We start from the raw sequence: 12,578 nt of genomic DNA, 5'->3' as shown, positions 1-12,578 counted from the left end.
GCGCAGTGAAACGGCGGATATCGTCGAAGGTGTGAAGATCGCCGTCCACCAGGGCCCCTACGCCGAACTGCCGTCCGCCGTCGCCGCGTCGGGCGCCGACCTCGTGGTCGCCGCCGAAATGATCACCACCGGCTACCACATCGGCGCCCGTTCCCACGAGCTCGCCGAACCCGCCGACGGGCCGACAGCGGCCCGCATGTCCGCGCTGGCCAGGGAAACCGGTGCCGCGCTGGCCTACGGCTATCCCGAAGCCGACGGCGGTCACGTCTACAACAGCGTGCAGCTGATCGGCCCCGACGGACGCCGCCTGGCGAACTACCGCAAGACGCATCTGTTCGGCGACATCGACCGCTCCTGGTTCGAACCGGGCGCCGAGGCGGTCGTGCAGGCGGAGCTCGGTGGTCTCCGGATCGGCCTGCTGATCTGCTACGACGTCGAGTTCCCCGAACTGGTGCGGGCACACGCGCTGGCGGGGACCGACCTGCTCGTGGTGCCGACCGCGCTGATGAGCCCGTACGAACTGGTCGCCGACACCCTGGTGCCCGCCCGTGCCTACGAAAGCCAGTTGTTCGTCGCCTACGCGAACCGCTGTGGCACCGAACAGGAACTGACCTACTGCGGCCGCTCCCGGGTCGTCGCCCCGACCGGCGAGGTCCTCGCCACGGCGGGCGCCGGTCCGGACCTGATCAGCGCCGAAGTCACCCGTGACGCGCTCGTCGCGTCGCGACTGGAGAACACCCACCTGGCCGACCGACGGCCCGATCTGTACCGAGGACTTTCCGCATGACCTCCGCCCTCCCGACCGCGATCCACCACGACGAGCCGGCGGGCCGTCCGATCACCATGTTCGGCCCGGACTTCCCGTTCGCCTACGACGATTTCCTCGCGCACCCCGCCGGACTCGGCTCTCTCCCGGCCGAGCGGCACGGCACCGAGGTGGCGGTGATCGGCGGCGGCCTTTCCGGCATCGTCGCCGCGTACGAACTGATGAAGCTCGGCTTGCGCCCGGTGGTCTACGAGATCGCCGAGATCGGCGGCCGCCTGCGCACGGTGAACTTCCCCGGCTGCCCGGACGACGTCGTCGCGGAGATGGGCGCGATGCGCTTCCCGCCCGCGTCCACCGCGCTCTTCCACTACATCGACAAGGTCGGCCTGGAAACGACGCCGTTCCCGAACCCGCTGGCGCCGGGAACGCCGAGCACCGTCGTCGACCTCAAGGGGGAGAGCCACTACGCGCGCACGCCGGACGAACTCCCCGCGGTCTTCGGCAAGGTCGCGGCCGCCTGGGACAGCACACTGGCCGAGCAGGCCGCGTTCGCCGAAATGCAGGCCGCGATCCGCGAGCGCGACACGAAGACGATCAAGCGGCTCTGGAACGAACTCGTGCCGCGCCTGGACGACCAGACGTTCTACGGCTTCCTCTGCCAGTCACCCGCGTTCGCCTCGTTCCGCGACCGCGAGATCTTCGGGCAGGTCGGCTTCGGCACCGGCGGCTGGGACACCGACTTCCCCAACTCCATCCTGGAGATCCTGCGGGTGGTCTACACCGGCGCCGACGACGAGCACCGCAGCATCTCCGGCGGGAGCAGGCAGCTTCCGTTGCGGCTGTGGGAACACGCGCCCGAGGACCTCGCCTTCTGGCCCGCGGGAACGAGTCTGAACTCGCTGCACGGCGGCGGTCCGAACCCCGGTGTCGCCCGGCTGCACCGCACGGCGCCGAACAACATCACCGTGACCGACACCGAAGGCCGCGTCCGCACCTATCCGGCGGCGGTGTTCACCGCGCAGAGCTGGATGCTGCTGTCGAAGATCGAATGCGACGAGGCGCTGTTCCCGATCGACCACTGGACGGCGATCGAGCGCACGCACTACATGGAGTCCTCGAAGGTCTTCGTCCCGGTGGACCGGCCCTTCTGGCTGGACAAGGACCCGGAGACCGGCCGCGACACGATGAGCATGACGCTCACCGACCGCATGCCGCGCGGCACCTACCTGCTCGGCGACGACCCGGACGCGCCCGCGGTGATCTGCCTGTCCTACACCTGGGCCGACGACTCGCTGAAGTGGCTGCCGCTCTCGGTGTCCGAACGGGTCGAGGTGATGCTGCAGTCGCTGCGGGAGATCTACCCGGGCGTCGACGTCCGGCGGCACATCATCGGCGATCCGGTGACCGTGTCGTGGGAGGCCGAACCGCATTTCATGGGCGCGTTCAAGGCCAACCTGCCCGGCCACTACCGCTACCAGCACCGGCTGTTCACGCATTTCATGCAGGACCGGTTGGAGAAGCGTCATCGCGGCCTTTTCCTGGCGGGCGACGACGTTTCGTGGACGGCGGGCTGGGCGGAAGGCGCGGTCCAGACGGCCCTCAACGCGGTGTGGGGCGTCCTGCACCACTTCGGCGGCGAGACCGACCCGGCGAACCCGGGGCCGGGCGACGTCTACGACGACATCGCGCCCGTCGCACTGCCGGACTGAGCCCGGCGCTTCACCAGCCACGCCGTGCCGAGCGCGAGAAACATGCCGAGGACCGCGCCGAGGGTGTTCATCAGCCAGTCGTTGGTGTCGCAGGCACGGCCGATCGCGGGCACGAGTGCCTGCACGGTCTCGACCACCGCGGACAGCGCCGAGCCCGCCGCGAGCGTCGTCAGCGGCCGCCGGGACGCCAGCGCGGCGAAGTACACCGGAGGCAGGAACAGCGCGACGTTGGCCAGGAGTTCCACCGCGCCGAGCGTGGGCAGGAAGAACTGGACCGTGCACCCGGTCTCGTCGAGCGTGCGGCCGGCGGGCACCAGCGTCAGCGCGAAGACCGGCACCAGCGACACCCCGGTGAGGGCCCACAGGATCCGGCGCTTGCCCGCCAGCAGGTGACCGAGGACGGCGCAGACGAGCGCGACCAGGAGGATCGCCACCGGCACGAGGGCGGAGTGGTCGAGGAGGAAGTTCGTGATCATGGCGAGCCGATCCTACGAGCACGCCCGCTCAGGCGGTGAACGCGACCTCCGCCGCGGGCACCACGCGCAGCCGCCCGCCGGGGTGGATCGCCGTGGCCAGGATCAGGTTGTGCCGGGCGATGACCTGCTCGGCGGTCAGCCCCATGGTGGGATCGCCGTCGGCGGACGGCGCGTGGCCGTCGCCGACCAGCACGACGTCGAGACCGTGGCTCTGCGCGGACCGGGCGGTCGCGTCGACGCAGTAGTCGGTGGCCAGCCCGGTCAGCACCACGGTGTCGACGCCCCGTTCGACGAGCAGCCCCGCCAGCCCGGTGCGGTAGAAGGAATCCGTCGCCGTTTTGTCGACCACCACGTCGACCGGTTCGAGGCCGAGCAGCGGGCTGAGCCGGGTGCCCGGCGAATCGGGGTCGAAGTCCGTGCCGGAGGCGCCGATCTGCCGCAGGGCGATCACCGGAACGCCGTGGGCGCGGGCTTCGCGCGCCAGCGCGGCGATCCGGGACGCCAGTTCCTCGCCGCGCCAGACCAGGGGAACGAGCATTTCCTGCATGTCGACGATCAGCAGCGCGGCCCTCATGGACGTCAGCCTAGGGCAGCGGGCGATTCGGCCTCCGGGATGAGCAGGCGCGGCGCACCCGTGCCGTCGGCGGGGACGGCCCAGACGTCGGAGTGTCCTTGCGTGCGGGGGAGGGCGTAACCGACGGTGCGGTCGTCGAGCCAGGCGGGCTGGTCGTCGACGCTCCGGGTCTCGGCCAGCGGCGTCACGGTGCCGCTCGCGAGGTCGAGCACCGAGACCCGCCAGCCCTTGGCGGGATCGCCGTCGATGGCGGACTTGTAGGCGATCCGGGTCTCGTCGGGGGAGAGGGACGGGCATTCGACGTTGTCCCGCACCGTTCTGGCCGTGCGGGCCTTGGCGTCGCCTTCGACGAGGTAGCGGTGGGAGCCGGTGGACATGGTGGCGTAGAACCGGTCCGGCCGGCTGGTGAAGGTGACGCCCCAGAAGTTGACGTCGGCCGCCTTGTACGGCTCGCCGTCCACGGTCACGGCGAAGTCCTCGAGCGTCCCCTCGACGTCGCCGGTGATGAGATCGAGGGTGCCGGCGCGGGTGGAGAACCGGCCGCCGTTGTAGGAATCGCCGGTGACGAACACCGTCCACGCGAGACGACGCCCGTCGGCCGAGACACGGGCCCGGTTGGGCAGCCCGACCAGCGGGATCTCCTGCGTGACCGCGAGACGGCCGTCGAGGACGGCCAGTTGGTAGGTGGTCAGCCCGGTCTCCGGGCGCAGGCAGATCCCGGTGCCGCCCGCCGCGTAGACCCGGCTGCAGCTGACGTCCGAGACCGCCCGCGCGCCGCCCGGATCGGCCGCGGCGACGCTGGACACGTGCCCGCGGTCGGCGTCGGCGGTGCTGCGGAACAGCAACCGAGATCCGTCGAGGGTGACGGCTCCGCTCGTGCCCGCCGACGCGGTGTCCTGGTTGCGCGCTCCCGCCACCCCGACGTAGATCACGGCGGCCGCAACCAGCGTGAGCGCTCCGGTGACGGCGATCAGGACGCGGGTACGGGTGTTCACGGTCGTGCCTTCCTTTCTCCGCCCGCGGGCGCGTCCACAGTGGACACGCCCGCGGGGTTCACCCGGTTACTGCCACACGCTCGTGATCGGCGACTTGTTCGCCGCGTTGGCGATGCCCGGCAGGCCGAACGCCGCCTCCATCGTGCGGAGGATCGAGTAGTGGTTGATGGATTCGCTGTAGCTGCCCGGCTTCACGTGGGCGCCGACGAAGGTGGTGAAGATCTGGTTCACCGACGTGCCGCTGTCCTCGTCGAAATTGACGATCAGGAGGCTGTTGTGCGTCTTCGCCCATTGGGCATAGGCGTCGAGGTTCTTCTTCAGCCATTTGTCGCCGGTGTCGACCGGGCAGTCGTGCATGTCGCTGCACAGATCCGGGGTCACGAACGCGATGTGCGGGAGTTTCGTGAAGTCGGTCGGGAACGACGAAAACCGCTTGTTCGCCGACGCCGGGACGTTGCCGAAGCTGACCCAGCTGTTGTGCTTGCGGGCGTATTTGTCCTTCGTGCAGCCCGTGTAACCGTCGGACGGCATGCTTTCCGCGTACCCGACGAAGGTCTTGCCGATGCCGAAAAGCTGGGAGGCGATGTTCTCCTTGTTCCCCAGATCCTGGCATTTGTTGCTGTCGACCCCGTGGGTCGTCCCCGCGAACTGGGCGATGTAGTTCGGCTGGCTGGGGTGCGTGGTCCCGTACGCCTTGGTGAACTTGGCCCCCTGCGAGGCGAGCTTGTTGAAGTACGGGGCCTTGGAACTGCCGTTGATCTCCTTGTAGTCCTTGTTCTCGAACATCACGAGGACGATGTGGTCGAACGCGGGTACTTTCGCGGCCGCGGGCTGTATCGCGACGGCTTGGGTGTCCTCATGGGACACCACGAGCGCCGTGGCCAGCCCGGTCGCGGCCACGGCGGCGACCGCGATCCGTTTCCAGAACATGAAACCTCCTGGGAAAAGGTTGAAACTTTGACGACCAACCATCGGGTTCAGCGGCGCTCCGCAGGCGGTGACAGAGTCAGACATCGGATGTCTTAGCTGCATTTAAACGGCAGGGAAGTCTTCGGCCTACCAAGATCGCCTGACTGGAGTAACCGGCTGGTGGTGAACGCCCCAAAACCGGCATTTGCTGGCACGAAACCGTGTAAACCTCCCGGTCGGCCTTGCGTAGGAGGACGGGAACCGATGGACTTATCGCCACTCGCTGATTCAGCCGGTTGACAGTGGCGACGCCATTTCACCGGCTTCGTGGTGTACTCATCCGACCATTGGTTAAGGTGGTCGGCGTGAAGCCCTTTTCGCCGAGACCGGCCGGATACACGATCGAAGAACTTTCCGTGATCGTCGGCATGTCGGCGCGCAATATCCGGGCGCACCAGACGAGGGGTTTGCTGCCCCCGCCGGTCCGGCACGGCCGGTCCGCCTCCTACGGTCCGGTGCATCTGCGGCGCCTGCGGCGTATCACGATGCTGCAGAAACAGGGCTTCAACCTGGTGTCCATCGCCGCGATGCTCGGAACGACCACAGTGGACGGCGACGCCGGACGGCTGGACGCGGCGATGGCCGATCTCGCCCGCGACCAGCCCGCCGTCGCCCAATGCCTGGAGCGGCACGGCGTGCTCGGCCTGGACGAGGAGGGTGAGCCCGCCGTCGTGCGCCCGTCCGTTTCGCGCGCGGTGGCGGACCTCGCCGGGGCCGGTGTCCCGCCTGTCGCCGCCCTGCGCCTCCTCGGGCAGTTCATGGACCGGGTCGCCCCGCTGGCCGGCGAGCAGCTGGCCGCGCTGAAAGCTCAGACCGGGGGCGTCTCGGCCACTTCCCGGGCCTGTTTCGCCGAGCTTCTTGTAAGCGCTTTCAGGACGACGGTCGAGAACGCGGCCGAGGTCACTTTTCCAGACGGTGAGCCAGGGAAACGGCCGCCGAGGTAGCCGTCGCCGTCGCTGTCCCGAGGTCGGTGCCCTCGGCGAAACTGGACAGGATGACGACGACGTAGCGATCGCCCTCACCGACGAGCCCGGTCGTGTGCGCGTCCACGGCGCCCCGTCCGGACGCCCAGCCCTGCTTCACGGCCCACGGCCGGTCTTGGAAGCCGGTCGGGATGCCGAAGTGCTGGTCGAATCCGTCGGCGGCTTTCCGCGTGGCCTCTCGCAGCGGCTTGAGGATCACGTTCCGCTTGGCTTTCGGCAGTTCGAGGATGTGCCGGTACACCAGGGCGATGTCGTCCGCGGTGGACAGCGTGTCGCCCCAGCGGCCCGGGTCGGCGGGCGCGGAGGTGTTCTTCAGCCCGGCCGCGGCCGCCGTCCTGGTCACGATCGCGGGCCCGCCGTTCCTGGTCCAGAGGGTGTTGGCGACGGCGTCGTCGCTTTTCGCCAGCATCCGGTACAACTGGGCTTGGTCGCCTTTGCCCGGCTTGTGGGTGAGGACGTCCAGTGCGATGAACAACTTCACCACCGAAGCCGTGCGGAATCTCTCCGCTCCCTGGTCGTCGACCACCTGCTTGCCCGAGGTGCGGTCGAAGACCACGGTGGCGGTCCGCTTTTCCGGCGCCGGCCTGCTCGCCGCGTTGGCCTGGAAAATGACGTAACCGAGGATTCCGGTGAGGACCAGGAAAGCGGTCAGGACCGTCACGCGAAGGCGGAGCCGCCGGTTCGCGCCGGGAACGGCTATCGGCCTGGTTCGTTCGTCGTCGAACATGACGACGATGTTCAGAGGCGATCATCGTTGTCCCGTCTCGTTCTTGTCATGAACGTGTAACAGCGGCCGACTGCACGGAAACCGTTCCGGCGCTTCGGAAACCGGGCCGGACCTGGTGCCGGGGATACCGGCCGATCGGCCGATGTGGACCGGCTTTCCGGTCGATGCGGATCAGGAACGCTGCACGATGACCTGATCGACCAGGGTGCCGTCGGCGCTGATCGCGCGAACGTCCATTTTGGGCGGCGTGGTGCCCGTGCCCGCGATGACGTCGACCGCGACCAGGCTGTACCCGCGGAACCGGACGCGGGACCAGGTGACCTTCTTGGTGCGGTCCTGGCCGTCCTTCTCCGAGTACTTCATCGGGACGGGGGCGTCGTTGGGGGTCTCGTGGCCGAGGTAGGTGTCGGGAGCCGGGAACTCGGAGACACTGCCGCCACCGCCACCCGCGGTGATGTAGGTCGTCCCGTCCTTGACCGGGTTCGTGGTCCCGCGCGACGGCACCTTCTTGACGGACTTGCCGGCGCGGATCGGGTCGGTGCGCTCGTAGATGTGGTTGTGCCCGTTGAGCACCAGGTCCACTTGGTACTTGTCGAACAGCGGCCCCCAGTCCTTCTGCGCGCCGAGTTCGGCGCCGTTGGAATGGCAGGTGGAGTACGTGCACTGGTGGCAGTAGACGACGATGAAGTCGATCGTGGGGTCGGCGCGGAAGGCGGCCAGCGTCTTACCGAGCCACTTGAGCTGCTTTCCCTTGGTGTAGTCCAGGTTCGACGGGCTGTTGTAGCAGACGTCGTTGCCGTCCAGGCTGATCAGGCCGACGTTCTGGTAGCGCCACGAGTAGATGCAGGTGGACCCGTCCCAGGCGTTGTCCGGCATGGTGAAACGCGCGCGGACACCGCCGTAGCCGTCCGCGGAGTACCAGCCCTCCATCTCGTGGTTGCCGAGCGCCATCATCCACGGGATCCCCGCCGTGACGGGTTCGTTCTGCACGAAGAAGGAGTCCCACAGGCGCGCGTCGTACTGGTCTTCCTCCGGGTGCCCGCCCTCGCCCTCGAGGGCGTAGCTCAGGTCGCCCATGGCGAGGTGGAAGGCGGGATCGAGGCCCGCGATCAGGCTGCTGGTCGCGACGGCGTTGTAGCCGACACCCTGGTCGCCGAACGCGGTGAACGAGAACGTCCCGTCGCCGCCCGGTGCCGGGGCGGTGCGGAAACTCGCCATCTCGCCCAGCCTGGCGGCGGGGTCGTAATCCTCGTGGCCGACGACGTAGTAGTACGTGGTGTTGGGCAGGAGCCGGTCGATCCGGGCGTGGAGGTAGTACTGGGTGATCGCCTTCGGGCTGTTCGGCGGCACTTCCTCGACCGGATGCTGCCAGGACATCTGGCTGGTCAGCGCCCGGACTTCGGCCGGGATGGGCGGGCTGAAGTCGCCGGGGACCGTGCCGATCCGGACGAACGGCGCGGTGACCGCCGCCGGTACCTGCCAGGAGACCACGACCTGCTGGGAAGGGTCGGTCCCGTAGGCGATGTGCCGTCCGAACGGCCGCAGCGCCGAACCCGCGACCTTGTCGGCGTTGAGCAGCACGGTCGGGCCGGGTGAGGCGATGGCGGTGCCGGACTGCAGGACGCCGCCGAGGGTGAGCGCCGCGCCGCTCACCGCGCCCACCCGGAACAGGGTCCGCCGCGAGTACCGGTTGACGAAGTTGTCGTGCTTCTCGGCCAAGCTGAGCCGACGATAGGCTTGAGACCTGCTGTTTCGGGGAGTCTCAGACATGAAATCGAAGTTAAGAAGGCTTCTTAACTAAGTCAAGGGGTGGGGGCGGGCTGCACGGAACCGTGCAAGTGGCGGGCGGGTTTATGGGTGGTTAGGGCGGTTCTGACCGTCTTGTCGCCGCCGTGGCCCAAAGGCTGTGTCGCGGGTGGCGGTCGCGCTCAGCGCTTGAGTCATCGGCCGCAAGTAGTCCTCTAGTTGCGGTCGGTTGTGAGCGGGCGAGAAACCCCGACCGACGCGTTCCGGCGCTGCCCTGCCCACCTGAAGTACGTGATGGCCCCCTTGCTTGCGCCTAGCGCAGTGAAGGGGTCCTTCCTGTACTTGGGAAGGGGTGAGGGGAACTTTGAGGGACCCTGGGTCCCCCAAGGAGTCCTTCACGGACTGCGCAGACCAACCCCGCCCCGCGCTCACACCAGTTCGGACGAGACGACCGAGCCCAGCTCCCGCAGTCGCTCCAGCAGCGGTTCGACCTCGTCCGCCGCGACCAGGACGGCGCAGGTCATGCTGCTTTCCCGGACCCCGTCGCGCACGTCGACCGACAGTTCGTGGACGAGGCAGCCGAGCGCGTCGACCAGGCCGGGGATCTGGTCGACGCCGCCGACGAAGTAGGTGGCGATCCGGCGGCGGACCATCAGGGACGAACGAGGGGCGAAAGTGGTGAGCGACATCGTGGTCTCCAAAGGCGGGAAACGAGCAGGCCATGGAGGGCCAGGTCCCGGGAGATGCCCCGTGTCGAGGGGTCGCCGGAATGCGCGCCGGCGACCTGGTTCAGCCGGCGCGCTTGACTACGAGTCGGGTAAAGCGGAGTCGAGTCCAGCGCTGCACGGCGCCAGGCTAGCACGACCTACTGGCGAGTCACGAGAGCCTCAGCCGGGGACCCTGTTCGCGGATGTGGGCGGCCGAGCCGCAGTCGAGGTCGAGTTGCCGTCGCCGTTCGGCGGCGAAGGCGCGGCCGAGACCGGTGCGGTCCGAAGTGGACAGTGTGCGCCGGAGTTCGTTCAGCAACCCGCGTTCCTCCGCGCGGATATGCGCGTCGACCGAATTCTCCAGTGACGCCAACGCCTTTTCGAAGTCGTCCGGTTCCAGTACCGCCAGCAGTTCGGCGGCGAGCGCGCTCTCCGTCGCGTCAGGACGGACGATCCGTTCCGTAGCGGTGACGTGGGCGACCAGTTCCGCCGACAGTTCCGCGATCAGTGCCGGACGGTCGGCCTCGTCGTTGCGGAGGTCCCGGAACAGCTGCTCGATCCGGCGGTGATCGGCCAGCATGACCTCGACCAGGTCGGAGCCCGGGGGCGCGGCCGTCGGTCCCGGGCGCATCCAGCCGAACGTCAGTTCCACGGCCTGCCGCCAATGCGCGTACTCGCTGTCGCGGCGGGCGGGGTTCATCGACGGCAGCCATTGCCCGGCGCGATGCCAGTTCCGGCGCAGGCCCTCCAGGTCCGGCCAGTAGCCGACCGCCAGTCCGGCCGCGTACGCCGCGCCCAGCGACACCGTCTCGGCGACCATCGGGCGGACCACCGGCACGTCGAGGACGTCGGCGACGAACTGCATCAGCAGGTTGTCCGCGGTCATCCCACCGTCCACTTTGAGCGTCGACAGCGCGAGCCCGGAATCGGCGTTCATAGCGTCGACGACCTCGCGCGTCTGCCAGCCGGTGGCCTCCAGCACGGCCCTCGCCAGGTGCCCCTTGGTGATGTACGACGTCAGCCCGGCGATCACGCCGCGCGCCTCGCTGTGCCAGTGCGGCGCGAACAGCCCCGAGAACGCGGGCACGATGTAGCAGCCGCCGTTGTCCTCCACCGTCCGGGCCAGCGTCTCGATCTCGGGCGCGCTGCCGATCAGTTCGAGCCCGTCGCGGAACCACTGCACCAGCGACCCGGTGACCGCGATCGAGCCCTCCAGCGCGTACACGGCGGGTTCGTCGCCGATCTTGAACCCGACGGTGGTCAGCATGCCGTGGGTCGAGAGCACCGGCGTCGGGCCGGTGTTGAGCAGCAGGAAGCTCCCCGTCCCGTACGTGCACTTCGCCTCGCCGGGCGCGAAGCAGGTCTGGCCGAACAGTGCCGCCTGCTGATCGCCGAGCGCCGCCGCGATCCGGATCCCCGGCACCACCCGCGACGTCGTCCCGTACACCTCGGCCGACGGCCGGATCTCCGGCAGCGTCGCGCGCGGGACGTCGAAGAACTCCAGCAGCTCGTCGTCCCACGAGAGGGTCCGCAGGTTCATCAGCATGGTGCGCGAGGCGTTGGTGACGTCGGTGATGTGGACGCCGCCCTCGGGGCCGCCGGTGAGGTTCCAGATCAGCCAGCTCTCGACCGTCCCGAACAGGACGTCGCCGCGCTCGGCGCGTTCCCGCAGGCCAGGCGTCCTTTCGAGCATCCACCGGATACGGGGCGCGGAGAAGTACGTGGCCAGCGGCAGCCCGCACAGCTGACGGACTCGGTCGGCGCCCGGTTCGCGGGCGAGGTGTTCGAGCATGGCGTCGGTGCGGGTGTCCTGCCAGACGATCGCGCGGCCGACCGGGTTGCCGGTGTGGCGGTCCCACAGCACGGTGGTCTCGCGCTGGTTCGCGATGCCGAGCCCGGCCACTTGCCCGGCTTCCACGCCGGCGTCGGCCAGCGCCTGCGGCACGATCCGGGCGACGTTGCGCCAGATCTCCGTCGCGTCGTGTTCGACCCAGCCCGGCCGGGGGAAGTGTTGCTGGTGCTCGCGCTGCGCGACCGACACCAGCCTGCCGCGCGCGTCGAACAGGATGCACCGCGTCGAGGTGGTGCCCTGGTCGATCGACATCACATAGCGCTGGACCACGCGAGCACCTCCATCACCATCGGGACGCGCCGAGATCGCGGGAGACCGCCCGTGCCGCGTCGCGCACGTGGCCGAGCAGCCGGGGGATCGGGCTGCCGTCGGCTTCACAGATCCGTTCCGCCGCGCCGGACACTCCGATCGCGCCGACCACGATGCCGCCGTGGCCGCGGATCGGCGCCGCTATCCCGGCCTCGCCGGTGATCATCTCGCCGTTCTCGCTCGCCCAGCCCGCTTCGCGCACCTTGCCGCAGGCGCGTTTGATCGCGGTCTGGGTGACCAGGGTCCGGCGGGTGTAGGCCTCCGGGCCGCCGGTGCGCAACGATGCCACGAGACCGGTGTCGTAGGCCAGAAGTACTTTCCCGAGCGCCGTCGCGTGCAACGGCAGAAGCGTGCCGACGTCGAGCGTCTGCAGGCTGTCGTCGGGCCGGAACACGTGGTGCACCACCAGGACGCGGCCCTCCAGCGGGGCGCCGATCCGGACTGCCTCGCCGCTGCGCGCGGCCAGCGCGTCGGCCCAGTTGATCGCGCGCGACCGGAGTTCGTTGACGTCGAGGTAGCTCGTGCCGAGGTGCAGCAGTGCCGCGCCCAGTTGGTATTTCCCGGTGTCGCGGTCCTGTTCGACAAAGCCGACCCCTTGCAGCGTGCGCAGGATCCCGTGCGCCGTTCCCTTGGCGAGTTCGAGGGAATCGGCGATCTCGCCGACCCCGAGACGGCCGGAACCGCGCGCCAGCAACCGCAGGATCGCGGCGGCGCGCTCGATGGACTGGATCGGACCGGGCACGGCCCAACCGTAGCCCGACCGGC

At 69.0% G+C, this 12,578-nt stretch carries 12 protein-coding genes; 3 read left to right on the top strand and 9 right to left on the bottom strand.

The features are described 5' to 3' along the window. The first annotated feature begins 31 nt into the window (after positions 1-31). Together BKN51_RS17085 and BKN51_RS17080 are read left to right on the top strand one after the other, a co-directional pair. Entirely contained in the window at positions 32-787 is a 756-nt protein-coding gene (locus BKN51_RS17085; protein ID WP_101608600.1) for a carbon-nitrogen hydrolase family protein, read from the top strand. After that, the gene (locus tag BKN51_RS17080) at positions 784-2,475 is read left to right on the top strand and encodes a flavin monoamine oxidase family protein (RefSeq protein WP_101608599.1); all 1,692 of its coding nucleotides are present in this window, start codon (positions 784-786) and stop codon (positions 2,473-2,475) included. Before BKN51_RS17085 ends, BKN51_RS17080 begins: the two co-directional genes overlap by 4 nt. On the opposite strand, the gene BKN51_RS17075 is transcribed toward BKN51_RS17080, so the two are convergent. The 4 genes from BKN51_RS17075 to BKN51_RS17060 all read right to left on the bottom strand — a co-directional run bounded on the left by BKN51_RS17075 (position 2,439) and on the right by BKN51_RS17060 (position 5,450). Beyond that, positions 2,439-2,951, bottom strand: a complete 513-nt coding sequence (locus BKN51_RS17075; protein ID WP_101608598.1) for a VanZ family protein — start codon at positions 2,949-2,951, stop codon at positions 2,439-2,441. The genes BKN51_RS17080 and BKN51_RS17075 overlap by 37 nt on opposite strands. Before the next feature lie 28 nt (positions 2,952-2,979). Then, on the bottom strand, positions 2,980-3,525 hold the full coding sequence (locus BKN51_RS17070) for a cysteine hydrolase family protein (protein ID WP_101608597.1): 546 nt from the start codon (positions 3,523-3,525) through the stop codon (positions 2,980-2,982). A gap of 5 nt (positions 3,526-3,530) precedes the next feature. Continuing rightward, positions 3,531-4,520 (bottom strand): TolB family protein, encoded by a 990-nt coding sequence (locus BKN51_RS17065; RefSeq protein WP_101608596.1) that lies wholly within the window; start codon positions 4,518-4,520, stop codon positions 3,531-3,533. 66 nt (positions 4,521-4,586) lie between these two features. Continuing rightward, positions 4,587-5,450 carry an alkaline phosphatase family protein gene (locus BKN51_RS17060; protein ID WP_101608595.1) on the bottom strand — a complete coding sequence of 288 codons (864 nt, stop codon included), beginning with the start codon at positions 5,448-5,450 and terminating at the stop codon, positions 4,587-4,589. 344 nt (positions 5,451-5,794) lie between these two features. On the opposite strand from BKN51_RS17060, the gene BKN51_RS17055 reads away from it, so the two are divergent. Continuing rightward, a complete protein-coding gene (locus tag BKN51_RS17055) occupies positions 5,795-6,433 on the top strand; it encodes a MerR family transcriptional regulator (RefSeq protein ID WP_101613267.1) in 639 nt (212 codons plus the stop codon). Here the strand turns inward: BKN51_RS17055 and BKN51_RS17050 are convergent. The 5 genes from BKN51_RS17050 to BKN51_RS17030 form a co-directional block, all read right to left on the bottom strand. Next, a complete protein-coding gene (locus tag BKN51_RS17050) occupies positions 6,390-7,199 on the bottom strand; it encodes a serine hydrolase (protein ID WP_101608594.1) in 810 nt (269 codons plus the stop codon). The two genes, BKN51_RS17055 and BKN51_RS17050, sit on opposite strands and share 44 nt — an antisense overlap. Positions 7,200-7,370: 171 nt before the next feature. Beyond that, positions 7,371-8,918 (bottom strand): purple acid phosphatase family protein, encoded by a 1,548-nt coding sequence (locus BKN51_RS17045; RefSeq protein WP_233224208.1) that lies wholly within the window; start codon positions 8,916-8,918, stop codon positions 7,371-7,373. Positions 8,919-9,373: 455 nt separating this feature from the next. Continuing rightward, positions 9,374-9,634, bottom strand: coding sequence for a hypothetical protein (locus BKN51_RS17040; protein WP_101608592.1), 261 nt, complete (start codon positions 9,632-9,634; stop codon positions 9,374-9,376). A 187-nt stretch (positions 9,635-9,821) separates the two neighbouring features. Beyond that, entirely contained in the window at positions 9,822-11,774 is a 1,953-nt protein-coding gene (gene glpK / locus BKN51_RS17035; protein ID WP_101608591.1) for a glycerol kinase GlpK, read from the bottom strand. A gap of 13 nt (positions 11,775-11,787) precedes the next feature. After that, complete coding sequence (locus BKN51_RS17030) at positions 11,788-12,555, bottom strand: IclR family transcriptional regulator (RefSeq protein WP_016335197.1); 768 nt, start codon at positions 12,553-12,555, stop codon at positions 11,788-11,790. Positions 12,556-12,578 lie beyond the last annotated feature (23 nt).

Origin of the sequence: Amycolatopsis sp. BJA-103 (assembly GCF_002849735.1) — a bacterium.
Taxonomy (GTDB): domain Bacteria; phylum Actinomycetota; class Actinomycetes; order Mycobacteriales; family Pseudonocardiaceae; genus Amycolatopsis.
Note: the sequence above shows the minus strand (reverse complement) of the source record. Positions and strands in the feature narration are given on the sequence as shown.